The following is a 16051-nucleotide window of genomic DNA, read 5'->3' on the forward strand; positions in this document are numbered from 1 at the left end:
CCTGATTGAGATCGAGCACCTTCTCCATTTCTTCGCTGAGGACGATCTCCGTGAGAGCGGGTAAAAGGCCTTCGAACTCGTCCTCGTTCAGACTCGGCGAAAGACCGCACCGACGGGCCTGGGGCCGAGGGCGGTCGGCAACATCCCGTGCTCGATTGCCCACCAGACCTCAGGTGCCACATAACGTGCCGTACCGTTCGTGACGTCGGGGTGGCTGACGCGAACTCGAGGTGTGTGGATCTCGTCGAGGACCGCAACTGTAAGTGCCATACGGTTGGTCGCGCTCAACTCCGGCAAGTTCTGGAGCGGGCCCAACGGCGAATCGATGGACTCGATACGAATGTTGTCGCGCGCCTGTATACCGAGTTTCATCCGGTCACCGACCGCAGCTTTGACCTCACTCCAATACTTGCCGACCCAGGTCTCGTGAGCGTGAGTCGATGAACGAATCGGCCTCGACCGCACCTCCAACAGCGCAAGGATGTCGTGGTCTGCAGCGTGGTAGTCCGAGTCCGCGAGATAGGCCCCGTCCTCCTTCAGCGCCTTGAGCAATTCCCCGGCAACCATCAGTCCGGCCGGGAGGACCCACTTCCCGAGACCGTTGCGTACATGCACGAGCTTGGCTGCCTTGCCTTCGAGGATGCTGTCGAACGCCGAGCCGACCCGCGACACTCCGGAACCGCGCAGCGCGACCCACAACCGATCCCAGTCGACCGTCCCGTTCTTCCGCAGATCTGCGAGCAACTGAAGCATTTCACCGCTGTCCTCGAACTCGGTTATCCCGAGGCGCTTCAAGGATTCGAGAGCGCTCGTAACACTCGCCACCTCACCGTCGACGAAGACCGCTCCGTCCTGGTCCGGCTTCGTCCTGATGAAGCATCTTCCCTGAACTGGCTGCTGCAGGGTCCCGTTCTCCAAGAGAACGATCTTCGCGTCACGGACATCCTTCTCTGCGTTGGCTCCCGCACCGACGACGACGGCGGCGAGTTCGACAGCGGCAACCGAGTGCGCGGCGTCCGACGCAGACACGACATCCTGGAGCCAGTGGAGCACTCTCCCCACCGACACCGGGATCTCCTGCATCAGCCTCTCGACCTTGGAACGGCGTTCGTTGTTGGTCGTGCAGTCCGGATGCACCCATGCAGATCGATTGCCGACCACCGAAATCCATTGATCGGCAAACTTGTCCACCGCTTCGGGAACGCGCTTCACCGAATTCGGTGAACGGAGGACACCGTCGAGATCCGGAAGACACCGGTGATCACGAAGCGCCGAGTAGACGGGTTCGTTGAGGACCGAGTCCGCCCAGCTTCGAGTTTCTCGGCCTCGTGCTGGAAGAACGTCGATGTAGCGGCCGTACCTCCCCTCAGCGATGAGGTCTTTGCGGGCATCGACCACCAGCTGCGGTACCACGTCGATGAGAATCTCACGATTGAACGTGCATTCGATGACATTGATCCGGTCATCAGAGAGCTTCCAGGGAGCATTGACCTTACCGCTGAGAGTCAGATCGGACTTCACCGGGAAGAACGCACTCAGCTGTCCGACACCTGCTTTACCTGTCACCGGCACGGCCCAGCTGACATCGACAGACTCTCGGCGCGCAGCATGCCCGGCCGATTCGAGAGTAGCGTCCGAAGGCTCATGCTTGCGCGAGACCACCAGCCACTCACGTTGGCCGTCTTCGGTCGTGAGCGTGATACGACTACCCCGCTTGACCGAAGAGAAGTGGCGATTGTCGCCTCGGACCTCATCCCGGAGGCCCAGCTCACGAACATGAGGAGCGAAGAGGATGAACGACTCGTCGAACTTCTCGATCTCCTCGGACAGTTGCAGTGCAGCGCCGGGCAGAAGCGGCACCTTGACGATCGTCACCGCCCACGCCGACAACCCGGTCAGAATGTCATCCGATCGGAACTCCGACAGCGGATCGGAGATGGTCCATGCAAGACGAAGAGACGGAACATCCTTAGGTCCGAAGCTTCTGTCGAGTTCCGCAGACAAGACGCTCGCAGCCTGGGCCCGATTGAACTCGAACGACACAGACCGACTGAAGAGCTGTGGACCATCCGAGATACCGCTGATGGACTTAAACCCGAGTCCGAACCGACCGATCTCTGTTCCGGTCTTGTTCGACAAGTGCGTGTAGAGGAGCGCACGGACACCGGTGTCTGTGAAAGGCGCACCCTCGTTCGCTACATAGAGATGATCCGACGTCAGGACGACCTCGACTCGCCCGGGTGATTCTTGGAGCGCGTCTGCCGAGTTCTGAATCAGCTCCTGGATCTGCTTCCGGCCGTACCCGCCCTCCGCGATACCGCGTTCCTTGCCGGCATCCTCCTGAACGCGGTTGGCGTCTTCCTTGTAGACCTTCGTGCAACGGCTGCGGAAATCGTTGACCAATCCCTCCAATGCGTTGTCCGGATTGCTCCAGCCTTTGCCTGCCATCATCTTCCTCCACTGCTCCGAACGAACCTGGTGCTAGTCCACTCCGAGGAGATGAATTTCGCTTTGATCGAGTTCTATCAGCTACCACCGACAGCCGTCACAGTTCCCTTCGAACACGATGCAGGTCACGTTACGGATGCTCGTGACATCGCTCCGAATGGAACTTTCACTGGACGTGATTTCGGGTCGACGGTCTGTGGATCAGCCATTCGAGACTGCTTCATTCCGCCACGACATGATTGGGATAGATCTCCGAACCGAAGCTAGTAACCAGGTTCCTTGAAAGTGAGGGGATCCAGGCCTATCTCAGTGCACAGGGACCAGGTTTCAGGCGTCCTAAGAGCCGCCTTCATTCCCACATTCCCAGGACCCACGTTCGAGTCGTCCGTTGATGGCTTCGACGGGCCTGTTGGAGACGCCGAAGTCGAAGTAGCCCAGGTTCTCCCTGCCTATGCGTCGTTGCGGATGCTCGTAGGCAGCGATGACCTGCAGATACTCCTGGTCGGTGAACTTGGTCGCGCACACCCATCCGCGTGGAGCGGCCGGTGATCATGTCGAGCAGCCGGGCAGGCCCGGTGCCGTCGATGACCGGAGTGAGATCCATCAGCACGGTCACCCAACTCGACTCTCGTGTCCGCAAACATGTTTCCACTTTGTGTTCATCGACCCCATGGATGGCGCACACGAACCGCGGAACCGCCACGTGCACACGCCAGGTGGCCGCCAGCAGGCGGATCAGTCCGGACCCCGAACGGCCCGATCACGCGACCACCCTGCGATTCCACAGTCGAGGCCGCGTGCATCTGGCGCGAGAACCTCGCAGAAGATCTGAGTCCGTTCATCGCCGTCGACGGCCGCCCGGGTCTCGGGTCTCGACCACACCGTCTCCTCTGACTCTCGTCGCTGCGCGCCCGACAACGCCGAGAAGAATAGAACTTGCGTACCCACAGGGGACTTGCCCACGGAAAGCAAGTTCGCAGTGACTCAAGAGCTACGGCTTGGCCTTGGCCCTGTCACCCCTACGTGATCTACTCACCCTGTGCCGAAGTTCCCACCCGCCGAATGCGAATCCCTGTTCTTCGACATCCCTCACAGCGAGTGGATCGCGCCAATCAATCCGCCTTCGCGATCTGCGATGGCTACCCGGTGACGCCCGGGCACGCCCTGGTGATCACGCGCCGGCATATCGGCGACTGGTGGCAGGCCACGCCCGCCGAGCGGACCGACTTGTTCGCTCTCGTCGACGAGATACGGGCGACGATCATCGCCCGGCATTCCCCCACGTCGGTTTCAACGCCGGTGCGGCGGCCGGGCAGACAGTCGATCACCTGCATCTTCCACCTCGAATCGGACCGGATCGTACCGTCGTTCACGATCGAGCCCGATCATCGCGCCCCTTCGAGGCGATGGCGTCCGAACTGATCGAGTACCGTCTCGCGAGGTACGTGACTTGATAACTGGGCAGAACTTCCCGTCCCAACCGTAGGAAATCGAGTGAACCTGGTGCCGACAGAGACCTCAGTGTTTCCGTCCGTCTGCCCAGTGCGCCGTTTCATCCATCCCTTTCAATATCGGTACGTACAGTCAAACCGGCTCAATCCGGCAAGACAACTCGCATTCTCTCCGCATCCGTTGTAACGAGCAGCCGCTTTCCTGCGATCCTTTCGTCATCTACGAACTACCGCCAGGGAGGCGTAATGATGCGTCGTATCCAACATTTCGCAATTTCGACTGTCATCGGAGTCGGCGTCACGATCTCGATCACTTCATGTAGCGGGGCCGACGAGCCGCAAGCCACCACGACACTCACATCGACTGCAACGGAAACCGTGGCGGTCGATACACAACGCACCACGGTCGAGGCCACCACACCAATCGCGGCGCCCCCGGTCACCGAGACGGCCTCTGCACAACCCCAGGAAAGTTCGGCAATCATGCCGGATGTCGTCTGTTTGAATCTTCAAGACGCACAGAACAAGATCCAGGACGCCGGCGTCTTTTTCTCGAGAAGCGCTGATGCCACCGGCCAGGGGCGCTCCCAGATTCTCGATCGCAACTGGGTTGTCGTTGCTCAGACTCCACAACCGGGCACCCCCTTCGGTGAAGGCGACGCCGTGTTGTCGGCGGTGAAGATCGGTGAGCCCAGTCCCTGTTGATCGGGTACTACCCATCGTGCTGTGCGCCTACGCGTCTGGATGTCCGGGCAGTCCACGACACGAGGTGGCCGCAGCTCGGGCAGTTCCGACACCACAGCCGCCCTCGAGCGGCCTCCGTCGCCCCCATTGATCTTCGGCCCTCACCTGGTCTGACGGACTTCAGCTACGCGCCTCTGGTCCAGACTTCGCCAGGCGACCCTCCGCGAGCATCGTCCCGTGCCCAACCACAGCCACTACCCCACCCAGAACCGCAGCCACCGCGAACACCAGCCACAACGCGATCTCTACGAGTAGCGCACCAACCAATGCCCCCAACAGAATCGCCACGATCGCCGCGATTCGACGGTTCAGGATCGTCGCGCGGCTGGGGCGGGCGAACATGTCGACGGCCCAGACGGTGATCGTCGAGGTGACGACCACGGTGGTGACGTCGGCGACGCCGACCTTCCGTGCCGCGGCGGCCTGCATGCCCATCGCAAACGCTGTCATGGCGGCGGCCACGACCTTCACGTCGTCGGAGGAGGCGAAGCCGATCAGGATCGCCGTCGCGGCGACGAGGAGGACCGAACCGACGACGACCGCGCTGAGTCGTGGACTCCATCCGGCCGGGCTGGAGCGCATCGACAATCCGGCGATGCCGGCACCAAAGATGAAGGTGGCCAAGGCCAGTGCCGGGCCCAGAACCGGGAGTCCGTCGGCACCGGCGGCGCCCATGCCGAGGATCACCACGTTGCCGGTCATGTTGCCGACGAACACGCGGTCGAGGCCGAGGTAGCCGCCGGCGTCGACCAGTCCGGTGACGAAGGTCAGGGCGATCATCAGCCCGAGATGCCGTGAAGCGGGGTTCATGCGGGTCAATGATTCCATCGGAGTGGATCGGCGCGTGGGAGTTGCTGTTGTCATGTGCTTTCAGGTGGTTGTGTTGGCCCGCATCATGACGCGGGCGCTCCGGAGCTCCCGATGATCGCCCAGTTCAGCAAGCGTCGGGAGCGAGGACTGTCTCAGGACGCAACGGCCTCGGCGACGAGCGCGATTTCGACCGGCGACCCACCGGGCAACGCGTAGACGCCGACCGCACTGCGGGCGGGCAGACCGTCGACACCGAACTCGGCGGCCAACACGTCCGATGCGCCGTCGGCGACCGACGAATGCTCGGTGAAGTCGCCGTCGCAGGCGACGTAGACGGTCATCTCCGCACACCGCAACCGCTCCCCCTCGGCCAACAGCGATCGCGCGGCGATCAACGCGTTGCGCACCGCAACTGCGGCGGCATCGCGGGCCTGCAGCACCGACACATCGATCCCCACCCGCCCGGTGAGCAACAACCGTCCATCGCGTCGCGGGGTCATGCCGGCGGTCCGGATGGTCGTCGAGACCCGGGTCGCGGGCACATAGCGTCCCTGCGGCGCCGGAACAGAAACGGCAGCAGCGTCATTCGAGGCCAAGTGCCACTCCTTCCTGCCGGGGATCGCTGCCGCCGAGCAGAAATCCCTGAGGATCCACCGAGATCACCTGGGCGCTGCCCGCCTCACCGAACGGCTCGACATCGCGGACGGCATGTCCCCGACGACGCAGTTCGTCGCGAGTCTCAGCCGCCACACCGGTCTCGATGCGGATCTCGTGCTCCTTGCCGATCGTGTTGGCGTCCGAGCCGGGAAACACGGTGAACCTCGGCGCCGAGACCGCTTCCTGCGGATCGAGGCCATGGTCGAACAGATGAGACAGCACCTGCATGTTCCACTGCACCTGCCCGTCACCACCGGGAGTGTTGCCGACGGCCATCAGATGTCCGTCGTCGTCGGTGGCGACCCAGGCGTTCAAGGTGTGTAATGGCTTTCGGCGTGGCTTCACCTCGTTGGGATGTCCGTCGATCAGGTATGCCCCGCGGCCCAGCCGGTTGTTGAGCACGATGCCGGTCCCGGGCACGCTGAACTTGGCACCAAACGTGAAGGCCAGCGAATGGATGAAGCTCACCGAGCGTCCCTCGTCGTCGACGACGACCAGCGACGTGGTGTCACCACCGGCGACAGCGAAATCGCGTGTGCCGAGCGCAGACGCCATGCGACGACGGCCCTCGGCGATCGCCTCGGCCCCCAGGACGCCGACAACACCGTCGTTGTCGGAACCGCAGCTCTCGAAGCGGTCCTCGAACGCGATCCGCGCCGCCACCGCCATGGTCTCGATGGCATCGGCACCCATCCACGGCGTCATGCCGAGCTCGGGACCGCACAACTGCGCCTGCTGCAACACCATCCAGCCCGCCGACGGCGACGGCGTCTGATGAATCACCGCATCGCCGTAGCGCGCGGCCAGTGCGGCCTCGGGCGCAACCGATCCCGACGCCTGCCATTCGTCGCCGCTGAACGGCGCACCACCGGCCACCAACGCGTCCACGCACCGCTGCGCGATCTCGCCGCGGTAGAACGACGCCGGATCGGCAGCGAGCCGTCGGATGGTGGCCGCCAGCTCCGGCTGGCCACGCCGCGATCCCACCAGCGGCACCTGGCCGCCGTCGGTGAACGCCGCCCGGAGCGTCTCGTCGGCGAGAACCGGCCCCAACGCCTCGCGCACGTCGTCACGGGTCTTGACCGAACAGGGCAGTCCGCGCTCGGCGATCCGCGCGGCCGGCTCCCACAGCTCGGTCAGACTCCGGGTGGCGCCCCGAGAGTGCAACGCCGACAAGGCAGCCGGGGCACCGGGCACCGTCACGGCGAGCGGACCGTCGAGCGGGATAGCCGACATGCCCTGCTCGCGATAGAAGTCCGGCGTGCCACCGTCGGGGCCGTAGCCGCTGCCGTTGACCGTCCACACCGATCCGTCGGGTTCGGACACCACCGCGAACGCATCACCGCCGATACCGCATTGGCCGGGCAGGGTCATCCAGGTGACGGCTGCTGCCGCGAGCGCCGCGTCGACGGCGTTGCCACCTTCGGACAGCACCCGCAGCCCGGCGGCACTGGCCAACGGATGACTCGTGGCCACCATGCCGCGGGTGGCCATTGTCGGTGGGCGAGTGATCATGTCGCGGCCCGCAGCTTGCGCCGACGCGGCCCCTCCGGCGGTTCGGCCGGGTCGATCCCGACGAAGATCTCGCCGTCACGCTCCTCGCACGGATAGGTCTTGATCGGCTCGGTGGCCGGCGGGCAGATCGGCTCGCCGGTCTCCAGGTCGAAAGCGCTTCCGTGGCAGGAGCACCCGATGCCGTCCTGCACCAACTTGCCCGACGAGAGCAGGCAGTCGAGATGCGAGCAGTAGTTGGACGTGGCGTACGCCTTGCCGTCCAGGCGCGACACCGCCACCTCGTACTCGTCGGCGTAGAAGCGCCGCACGATGCCCTCGGGGACCTGGCCCGACCGGGCAACCCGCTTGAATTCCATGGCTTTTCCTCCTGGTCGAACGGTGGTCGTGGGTCCGTCAGCCGGCCGGCGTCAGGTAGATGGTCTTCTCGGACTGGTAGAACTGCATCATCGAGGCGCCCGCCTGTTCCTTGAACGTCTGGGTACTCGATGCCTTGTACCCGCCGAACGGGGCGTTCATCGCCATGCCGGTGGTGGGTTGGTTGATCTTCACCAGCCCGGTCTGCGAGGCACTCGCGAACTCCATGGCGCGCTGCAGGTCTCGAGTGAGGATCGCGGCACTCATACCGAAACGGGTGGCGTTGGCCAACTCCAGTGCCTCGGCATGGTCGCGAGCGCGCTGCACGGCCAGTACGGGCCCGAAGATCTCCTCACGCACGATCCGCATGTCGGGGGTGGCATCGGTGAACACCGCGGGCAGGGCGAAGTAGCCTCCGCGCTCGTCGTCGACCCGCGGGGTGCGCAGCACCGCGCCTTCGGCGACACCGATCTCCACGTACTCGCGGTACTTGCGCAACTGCGCAGCGCTGGCCAGCGGCCCCACCGTGACGTCGGCGTCCACACCTGCACCGACGACGAGTTTCTCGACGCGGGCCAGCACCGCATCGACGAGTGCGTCGTGGATCTCGTCGACGACGATCAGTCGGCTGGTGCCGGTGCACGCCTGCCCCGACAACCCGAACGCTCCCTTCACCACCGTGGCGGCCGCCGTCTCGATGTCCGCGTCGCCGAGCACGACGGTCGGATTCTTGCCGCCCATCTCCAACTGCACACGGCGCTGCGGCCCGACCTGCCGATGGATGGCGTGTCCGACGTCGGTGGACCCGGTGAAGGTCACCGCGTCGACGCGCTCGTCGGCGGCGACGGCCGCACCGGCCGCTCCCCCGCCCTGCACCAACGCGATGGCACCGCCGGGTAGTCCGCCCGCCAGCAGCGCCTCGACGAGGCGCTGGCCCATCAGCGGGGTGATCTCGGAAGGCTTGAACAGCACCGTGTTTCCGGCGGCAAGTGCCGGACCGAGCTTGCGGGACGGGATGTTGAGCGGAAAGTTCCACGGCGTGATCGCACCGACGCACCCCACCGGTTCACGCACCGTGTACACCATGCTGCCCGGCGTCGCCGGATAGGTGCTGCCGCCGGCGCGGACGGCCTCGGCCGCGTAGAACCGCAGGTTCATCGGGGTGCGGCTCACCTCCATGGTGGCCTCGGCACGCGTCTTGCCCTCTTCACGCACCATCTCCTCGACCAGCTGCGGTGCGCGCGATTCGAGCTCGGCCGCGGCGGCTTCGAGGATTCGTGCCCGACGTTCCGGAGGTGTGGCCGCCCATTCGGGCGCGGACTTCTCCAGGGCATCGACGGCGGCACGGACGTCGTCGGCGCCGGAGTCCGGGAAGGTGCCGACCACGCGGCTGGGATCGGCCGGGTCCACGCTGTCGAAGGTGGCACCCGATGCGGCCGGAATCCATTGGCCGTCGATGTGATTGGCCCCGATGACGGGGGTGTGTTCGGTCATGTCAGTGCACCACTTCCTCGCCGAGCTCCCACAGGTCGACGTCCTCGTCGGCGAGCATCGTGCGGTCGAAGGTTCGGCCGAGCATTTCGCGGGCGGCCATGATGTCCTCGCCACGGTCGATGGCGAATGCGGCGGTCAGCTGCCCGCCGCGGAGGTAGAAGGCGGAGAACTCGTTGTCGGCGACGATGCCCCGCACCACGAGATCGTCGGCGCCCTGGTGGTTTCCGGTGAACTGGATGTTGTACTCGTACTGATCCGACCAGAACCAGTGCGCGCTGTCGTCTGGCTTGTCCTCACCGAGGATCGCCCGGGCCACCACGGCGCCCTGCCGGTTCGCGTTGTCGACGTGTTCGACCCGCACGTGACGGCCGGCGGCCTGCGAGTAGCGGGCCGCGACATCTCCGACCGCGTAGATCCCGGGTACCGACGTCCGCCCGACCGCATCGACGACGACGCCGTTGGCGACGTCGAGTCCCGCACCCACGGCGAGTTCGGTGTTCGGGTCGATGCCGACACCGACCACGACGTCGTCGACGTCGAGCACGCTCTCATCGGTCAGCGTCAGTCGCACTCCGGCGGCACCGGTGTCCACCGATGCGACACCGACGCCGCAGCGCAGGTCGACCCCGTTGCCTCGGTGCAGGTCGGCGCACAGTCCGGCGATCTGCGTGCCGAGTCGTGGTTCGAGGATCTGTGCGCCGACCTCGATGACGGTCACATCCAGACCGAAGCCCCGTGCAGTGGCGGCGATCTCGAGACCGATGAATCCGCCGCCGACGATGGCCAGGCGCGCACCGGCCTGCAGTCGGTCACGTAACCGGGTCGCGTCGTCGAGGGTGCGCAGGTAGTGGACGCGGGGCGATCCCATCGGGAAACCAGGGAGCTCGCGGGGCCGGCCACCGGTGGCCAGCACCACGGCGTCGGCGGTCACCGACTCCCCGCCGCTCAGGCTCAGCGACCTGGCAATCGGATCGAGACTCTGCACGTGCGCCCCGGTGCGGATGGTGATGTCGTTGTCGGCGATCACCTTGGGGGTCAGCAGGGCGAGCGAGGTGTCGTCGGCGGTGCCGGCGAGGAACTCCTTGGACAGCGGCGGACGCTGGTAGGGCGCATGTGTCTCGTCGCCGAAAAGGGTGATGCTGCCGTCGAATCCGCGGCGGCGGAGGGTGCGGGCGGTGACCGTGGCGGCATGACCGGTACCGACCACCGCAACGCTGGTGATGCTCATGAGATCGTCCTCTCCGGGGAGTCGACGCCCCGCGGGGTCAGGTCGACGTAGATGACGTCGTCGTCGACCCGCACGGGGTAGGTGGGCTGACAGAGGTCTTGATCCGGTTCGTACCCGGTTTCCAGATCGAACTGCCACTGATGGCCGGGGCAGATGACGCGGCCGTGCAGCAGCGTGCCCTTGGCGAGTGACCGGTCCTGGTGTACGCACAGGTCGGCGAACGCGTAGACCTTCTCGCCCGCGGAGAACAAGGCGATGGCCGTGTCGGCCACCTCGACGCGTAACTTGCGTCGCCGCTTGAGTTCTCGCGTGGTGGCGGCCGCAACCCAGCGCCCGGTGTCCGGTACGAGAGTTCCTGTTTCGTCAGCCATCTGGTCCCTTCCCTCCGATGGCGAGCCGCCGTGAGACGCCGGGAATGTCCCGGCACCTCACGGCGATTCACGATGATCAGACGCCGGCCGGCTCCAGGTCGGGCGCGACGTAGGTGTCGTAGAGGCCCTTGGTGTAGGAGAAGCGCATCTCGGCGCCCCACCGCACCAACTGCAGGCTGCGCTGCTGCAGCTCCGGGGTGTCGGCGCAGTCGAGCACGATCTGGTAGCCACGCTCGCCGTGCACCACGTCCGAGGTGATGTGCAGGTCGAAGAACTCGATCTCGTCCTCGGTGAAGCCGTACACCTCGCGCAGCGGGATGATCTGCTTCTTGTAGATGCTCGGCACCTGCGACTCGAGCCCCACCACCAATGCAGCGGTGGCGACCACGAAGTGCTCACGCTGGGAGACCGCGTAGCACCACGACTGCAGGCCGCGGGTGATGGCGTTCATGTTGCTCGGATCCTCGATCCGCTCCTTGGTGGTGCCGCAGGCCTCACCGAACTTGATGAGCAGGTCGGTGTGCCGGATGTCGGCCAGTTCCTCCTCATACATGTTCTGCAGGGTGAAGTCCTTGGCATCGGTGAAGTGGTCGGGGGTGTTGGCGTAGATGTTGGCCAGGTAGTCGGCGAACGGCCCCACGTAGTGGTAGTGGTTCTCCGCCCACCGGGCGAAGTGATCCTTGGTGAGGGTGCCTTCGGCCCAGGCCTTGCTGAACGATGCGTTCTTGGCCTCGCGGCCCTTGATCGCGTTCTCGAGCGCGGCCCGGAACTCGTCACGTCCCATGAGAGCAGTCATGGTGGATGTCCTTTCGAATGAGTGAAATCAGTGGTTGTTTGTCGGGCTGTAGAGGTGGAACTCCCGCTACGTTGCGGGTCGAATCGAAAAGCCCTCACCCAGATGGCCTTTCGATACCGGCGACACTAGGAGCGCCACGCGGTGGCTGCCACGGTCACTGTGTCCGGCCATCCGGGTCGGATCCGGTCAATGTGCACGCTCAGCTGACGCCTGCGGACACCACGGCCTCGAATTCGGCCAGCATCGCCGCGCCGACGGCCTTGTCCTGTTCGCCGTTGCCACCACTGATCCCGACGCCGCCGACGATCTGCCCCTCGTGCACCAGCGGGAAGCCTCCGACGAAGGTGGCGAACTTGCCGGGCAGCATGTGGGAGATACCGAACGCCTCGTTGCCGGGCAGTGCCGGACCGTTGGGCGGTTCGTTGAACAGGTGGGTCGCCCGTTCGTGGCCGGCCGCCGTGTAGGCCTTGGCCATCGAGATCTCCACCCCGGTGATGCGGGCACCCGGAAGACGGTGCAGGGCAATCACGTTGCCGCCGTCGTCGCAGACGCACAGGGTCTGCTTGACGCCGATCTCGGCGGCCTTGGCGGCGCCGGCCGCGAGGATCGGCAGAGCGTCGTCGAGCGTGATGCGCAGAATCCGATGCATATGAGTCAACCTTCGATCGCGAGTGTGGTCTGGGGAGCTGTCGCCGTTCGACTGCGGCGTGGTGCTCATGAAACCCGATCGAGCGCGATCGCGAACCTGTCAAGATGACCTGAGAATCACGGATCTGTTGACTATTGTGCACATAGTGATGGACGGATTGCCTTGGTATCGATCAGGTACGTTCCACAACAGCCACGCGCCCAACACTCCGGCAGCCCCCGGTGAAAGCAGGTCCCGATGGAATCGCACCCCCGATTGACCCTCGGCGGACTCCTCGACGAAACGCTCATGGAGGGCGCCCGCGTCATCTCCGACCACGCGGACAGCCACGCACCGGTGACCTGGGCGCTGCCCTTCGCCGAGGTGATGACCCGGTACGACGACCTCGACGCGACCGTCGTGTACACCCGCCCCGAGTCGCTGGCCGCCAAACCGACGAGCATGAGTTCCCTTGCCGCACGCGGCGCCTCGGCCGTCATCGTCGACGGCCCGTTGCCTCCCGGGGTCACCCGCGAGCACATGCCTGCCGGACTCGTGGTCATCGAGATGGGATTCCCGATCGGCTTCCCCGCGCTGAACCGCCTGCTCGCCGAACGCACCCTCACCCAGGAGGTGCACGTCATGCGGTACGCGACTCACGTGCATCAGTCGCTGGCCGGGCTGCTGCATCGGGGCGCGGGGATGTCGATGCTGCTGCGTGAGGTGTCCGCATTGTCGCATTCGCCCGCGCTGGTGCTCGACGCCCGCTGCGAGACCGTCGCGCACAACGGATTGGAGAAGTCGACCCTCGAACTGGTCGTCCCTCCACTGCGCGCAGGGCTGACCGGCCGCGACGACATCCGCGATCACCACGACGCCGCCACGGTGACGGTGTCGACGTCCGACGGCGAATGGACCGGCACCGTGGCGCCGATCCGGTTGGGCAAGTATTTCGAGGGGTGGGTGGTGATCCTGCATCGTGGCGGCCGGCCGGGTGAGCACGACCTGGCTCAGCACGAGGTGGTCGCGAGCCAGGCCACTGCGATCATCGGCTCGGAGATGTTGCGACAACGCAGTGTGGAGGAGGCCGAGGAGCGCGCCCGCGGTGACTTCGTGCAGGCGCTGGTGCACGGCGGTTTCGGCACCGAGTACGAGATGCGCACACGTGCGGAGTACCACGACATCGATCTCGACGCGACGTTCGCCGTGTTCGCCACCCGAACGTCGGCATCACGCACCGACACCACCGATCCGCAGGCCGACCGGACGTTGTTGAGGCTGGCACGCTATGCGGCAAGCCTGTTGCCGCACAAGGATGTCCGCTCCTACATCACGGTGCTCGGCGACATCGTGGTGGTGGTGCGCACGGTGCGCGGCACCACCCCGACCGAGATCGACGATGAAGTCCGCGAGTACGCGGTCGCGATGGCCGAGGACCTCACCGCGCGCGGACACGCGCTGTCGGCGGTGGCCTACGGCACCGCCGCGGCGGGTGCCGCCCAGATCCGGGAGAGCTATCGGGAGGCGCGCGTCGCTCTCGACATCGCCGACCGCATGCACATCACCGGTGCCGTCGCCCATCAGGAGCTGCGGTCGTTCGGGGTGCTCGAGCAGATCGCCGACACCGAACGCAGCCGACAGTTCACCGCCGACGTGCTCGGACCGATCCGGCTGGGCACCGAACTGCACACCGTGCTGCTCGCCTATCTCGAACACGGCGGCAACGTGAACGCCGCCGCCCGGGCCCTCAACATGCACCGCAACACGATGCTGTCCAAGCTGGATCGGCTGTCGCGGGCGTGCGGCTGCGACATCCGGGTGCCGGAGAACCAGTTCACGGTGTGGCTGGCGTTGCGGCTGGAGTTGCTCGACAGCCTGGGGTCGTCGTTGGCCCGGGAGATGAGTTATCGCTGAGCTGCGAGCGCGGGTTCGGTCACCGCGGTGGTCTCCGGGTTGCGGCCGACGAACGACGCCGCGAACCCGACCGCCACGATGAGCGTGGTGACCACGAACAGCACCGGATAGTCCCAGCGGTGCAGGGCCACCGACACCCAGGCCGCCCCGAGCGCTGATCCGCCGAACCGCAGCAGGTTGAACAGGCCGAGCCCGGTGCCCTGCGCACCGGCGACCGACCGGGTGGAGCCGGCGGCGGCCGGCGTCTGCACCATCGCCACCCCGATCCCGGTGCACACCAGGACCACGGCCATCAACCATCCGATCCCCAGCGAGATCCCGGTGACCACGGCCAACAACACCTGGGCGACGATCAGCGTGAGCAGTCCGGCCCGCAGGATCGGGCGGGCACCGAGGCGGTCGCTGAGACGACCGACGGGTGGGGCCAACAGCGCCATCGTGGCGGGCATCGCGAACAGCAGGATGCCCGCGGTCGTGGTGCTGGCCCCCTCGGCCACCGCATACAGCGGGATCGCCAGCAACGTCGCACCGAGCGCGAACATCTGCGCGAACGCGGCACAGGCGCTGCGGACGAAGCGGGGTTCGGTGACCGCCCGCATGTCGATGAACGGCACGGGCACCCGCAGGCAATGCCACACCGCATAGGCGAGCAAGACCACCGACGCGGCCAGGAGACCGAGGATGACCCAGCCCGACGTCGATTCCGCGCCGACCAGCGTGACGCCGAGAATGAGCAACGCCGCGCCGAACGTCAACGCGGCGGCGCCGACCAGATCCAGGCGCATCGCACGTCCCGGGTAACGCGGCACGCTGCGCAACGTGAGCAGCCATCCGATCAGTGCGATCGGGGCGAGCGGGACGAACACCCAGCGCCAGCCCGCGGCGTCGGCGAGGAAACCACCGATCGACGGGCCGACGGCCTGACCGATGCCGTTCACGCTGGCCCACGCCCCCACCACCCGGGCGCGACGATGCGGCCCGAACAGCCACGCGATCAACCCCATCACCGCCGGCGCGAACACCGCGGCCGCCAGGCCGGCCGTCGCGCGCCAGGCGATCAGGACCTCCAACGTGGGCGCCGTCGCCGCGCCCACCGAACAGATCGCCGTGATGACCAGCGCGGCACAGTAGATACGACGCCGCCCGAAGCGGTCGCCGATGTAGCCGGCAAGCGGCATCGCCGCGGCAAAGGTCAGCAGGAACCCGACGACGACGAGCACGCCGCTGCCCAGCGGTGCGTCGAAGTCGGCCAGGATGTCCGACAGCGGCACATTGACCACACCATTGCTGACGGTCCCGACAAAAGTGCCGGTGAGCAGCGCCGCCAGAGCCACCGGAGTGCCCGAGTCGTCGCCCGGGGGCACGCCGGGGGCGGGTCTGTGTGCCGTCATCTGGTCCTCTGCTCACGTCCACGGGAATTCCGAAACCGCCGTCGGAAACCCTCACTTCTCGTCACGATGTTTCCACTCGGACGGGAGGAGACGAACTCATGACGACCCACACACTGCCCATGGATTGCCGGTGCGCCCTGTGCACAGTGTCCATCGACAGCACGGTCCGATTTTGAGCCGCGACCACCGTCGAAACAGCCCGTTCGTTTCCGGGTTACACCGCGGTCACAGTCCGCGACGAAACTTCGAA

The 16051-nt window shown here is 65.8% G+C and carries 15 protein-coding genes; 3 read left to right on the forward strand and 12 right to left on the reverse strand.

The window, feature by feature from the left end; translation table 11 throughout:
• Positions 1–87: 87 nt before the first annotated feature.
• Positions 88–2448, reverse strand: a complete 2361-nt coding sequence (locus AAFP35_RS03720; RefSeq protein WP_419220204.1) for a sacsin N-terminal ATP-binding-like domain-containing protein — start codon at positions 2446–2448, stop codon at positions 88–90.
• A gap of 336 nt (positions 2449–2784) precedes the next feature.
• The gene (locus tag AAFP35_RS03725) at positions 2785–2973 is read right to left on the reverse strand and encodes a hypothetical protein (protein WP_419220459.1); all 189 of its coding nucleotides are present in this window, start codon (positions 2971–2973) and stop codon (positions 2785–2787) included.
• 537 nt (positions 2974–3510) lie between these two features.
• Between AAFP35_RS03725 and AAFP35_RS03730 the strand changes: the two genes are divergently transcribed.
• Positions 3511–3870 (forward strand): HIT family protein, encoded by a 360-nt coding sequence (locus AAFP35_RS03730; protein ID WP_419220205.1) that lies wholly within the window; start codon positions 3511–3513, stop codon positions 3868–3870.
• A 275-nt stretch (positions 3871–4145) separates the two neighbouring features.
• The gene (locus AAFP35_RS03735) at positions 4146–4604 is read left to right on the forward strand and encodes a PASTA domain-containing protein (protein ID WP_419220206.1); all 459 of its coding nucleotides are present in this window, start codon (positions 4146–4148) and stop codon (positions 4602–4604) included.
• A 159-nt stretch (positions 4605–4763) separates the two neighbouring features.
• On the opposite strand, the gene AAFP35_RS03740 is transcribed toward AAFP35_RS03735, so the two are convergent.
• From AAFP35_RS03740 to AAFP35_RS03780, 9 genes are all read right to left on the reverse strand, one after another.
• Positions 4764–5453, reverse strand: coding sequence for a YoaK family protein (locus AAFP35_RS03740; protein WP_419220207.1), 690 nt, complete (start codon positions 5451–5453; stop codon positions 4764–4766).
• A gap of 152 nt (positions 5454–5605) precedes the next feature.
• Entirely contained in the window at positions 5606–6049 is a 444-nt protein-coding gene (locus AAFP35_RS03745; protein ID WP_419220208.1) for a RidA family protein, read from the reverse strand.
• Positions 6036–7625 carry a gamma-glutamyltransferase family protein gene (locus AAFP35_RS03750; protein ID WP_419220209.1) on the reverse strand — a complete coding sequence of 530 codons (1590 nt, stop codon included), beginning with the start codon at positions 7623–7625 and terminating at the stop codon, positions 6036–6038. The genes AAFP35_RS03745 and AAFP35_RS03750 overlap by 14 nt, the downstream gene beginning before the upstream one ends.
• The gene (locus AAFP35_RS03755; RefSeq protein WP_419220210.1) at positions 7622–7981 is read right to left on the reverse strand and encodes a Rieske (2Fe-2S) protein; all 360 of its coding nucleotides are present in this window, start codon (positions 7979–7981) and stop codon (positions 7622–7624) included. The genes AAFP35_RS03750 and AAFP35_RS03755 overlap by 4 nt, the downstream gene beginning before the upstream one ends.
• 37 nt (positions 7982–8018) lie before the next feature.
• Positions 8019–9473: an aldehyde dehydrogenase family protein gene (locus tag AAFP35_RS03760; protein ID WP_419220211.1), complete on the reverse strand. Its 1455-nt coding sequence runs from the start codon at positions 9471–9473 to the stop codon at positions 8019–8021.
• 1 nt (position 9474) lies between these two features.
• Complete coding sequence (locus AAFP35_RS03765) at positions 9475–10701, reverse strand: NAD(P)/FAD-dependent oxidoreductase (RefSeq protein ID WP_419220212.1); 1227 nt, start codon at positions 10699–10701, stop codon at positions 9475–9477.
• Complete coding sequence (locus AAFP35_RS03770) at positions 10698–11072, reverse strand: Rieske (2Fe-2S) protein (protein ID WP_419220213.1); 375 nt, start codon at positions 11070–11072, stop codon at positions 10698–10700. Before AAFP35_RS03770 ends, AAFP35_RS03765 begins: the two co-directional genes overlap by 4 nt.
• A gap of 76 nt (positions 11073–11148) precedes the next feature.
• Positions 11149–11868: a TenA family transcriptional regulator gene (locus tag AAFP35_RS03775; protein ID WP_419220214.1), complete on the reverse strand. Its 720-nt coding sequence runs from the start codon at positions 11866–11868 to the stop codon at positions 11149–11151.
• 199 nt (positions 11869–12067) lie between these two features.
• Positions 12068–12517, reverse strand: coding sequence for a heme-binding protein (locus tag AAFP35_RS03780; protein ID WP_164310167.1), 450 nt, complete (start codon positions 12515–12517; stop codon positions 12068–12070).
• A gap of 237 nt (positions 12518–12754) precedes the next feature.
• On the opposite strand from AAFP35_RS03780, the gene AAFP35_RS03785 reads away from it, so the two are divergent.
• Positions 12755–14410 (forward strand): PucR family transcriptional regulator, encoded by a 1656-nt coding sequence (locus AAFP35_RS03785; RefSeq protein WP_419220215.1) that lies wholly within the window; start codon positions 12755–12757, stop codon positions 14408–14410.
• Here AAFP35_RS03785 and AAFP35_RS03790 read toward each other — a convergent pair.
• Entirely contained in the window at positions 14401–15801 is a 1401-nt protein-coding gene (locus tag AAFP35_RS03790) for an MFS transporter (protein WP_419220216.1), read from the reverse strand. The genes AAFP35_RS03785 and AAFP35_RS03790 overlap by 10 nt on opposite strands.
• Positions 15802–16051 lie beyond the last annotated feature (250 nt).

The sequence above is a fragment of the Gordonia sp. CPCC 206044 genome (genome assembly GCF_048537895.1).
In the GTDB taxonomy this organism is placed as follows: domain Bacteria; phylum Actinomycetota; class Actinomycetes; order Mycobacteriales; family Mycobacteriaceae; genus Gordonia.

What these genes read in the sequence shown, in the direction of transcription:
- AAFP35_RS03760 (WP_419220211.1), bottom strand. Translation starts at nt 9,473, where the DNA reads ATGACCGAACACACCCCCGTCATCGGGGCCAATCACATCGACGGCCAA.
- AAFP35_RS03735 (WP_419220206.1), top strand. Translation starts at nt 4,146, where the DNA reads ATGATGCGTCGTATCCAACATTTCGCAATTTCGACTGTCATCGGAGTC.
- AAFP35_RS03755 (WP_419220210.1), bottom strand. Translation starts at nt 7,981, where the DNA reads ATGGAATTCAAGCGGGTTGCCCGGTCGGGCCAGGTCCCCGAGGGCATC.
- AAFP35_RS03740 (WP_419220207.1), bottom strand. Translation starts at nt 5,453, where the DNA reads ATGAACCCCGCTTCACGGCATCTCGGGCTGATGATCGCCCTGACCTTC.
- AAFP35_RS03730 (WP_419220205.1), top strand. Translation starts at nt 3,511, where the DNA reads ATGCGAATCCCTGTTCTTCGACATCCCTCACAGCGAGTGGATCGCGCC.
- AAFP35_RS03770 (WP_419220213.1), bottom strand. Translation starts at nt 11,072, where the DNA reads ATGGCTGACGAAACAGGAACTCTCGTACCGGACACCGGGCGCTGGGTT.
- AAFP35_RS03775 (WP_419220214.1), bottom strand. Translation starts at nt 11,868, where the DNA reads ATGACTGCTCTCATGGGACGTGACGAGTTCCGGGCCGCGCTCGAGAAC.
- AAFP35_RS03765 (WP_419220212.1), bottom strand. Translation starts at nt 10,701, where the DNA reads ATGAGCATCACCAGCGTTGCGGTGGTCGGTACCGGTCATGCCGCCACG.
- AAFP35_RS03780 (WP_164310167.1), bottom strand. Translation starts at nt 12,517, where the DNA reads ATGCATCGGATTCTGCGCATCACGCTCGACGACGCTCTGCCGATCCTC.
- AAFP35_RS03790 (WP_419220216.1), bottom strand. Translation starts at nt 15,801, where the DNA reads ATGACGGCACACAGACCCGCCCCCGGCGTGCCCCCGGGCGACGACTCG.
- AAFP35_RS03750 (WP_419220209.1), bottom strand. Translation starts at nt 7,625, where the DNA reads ATGATCACTCGCCCACCGACAATGGCCACCCGCGGCATGGTGGCCACG.
- AAFP35_RS03720 (WP_419220204.1), bottom strand. Translation starts at nt 2,448, where the DNA reads ATGGCAGGCAAAGGCTGGAGCAATCCGGACAACGCATTGGAGGGATTG.
- AAFP35_RS03785 (WP_419220215.1), top strand. Translation starts at nt 12,755, where the DNA reads ATGGAATCGCACCCCCGATTGACCCTCGGCGGACTCCTCGACGAAACG.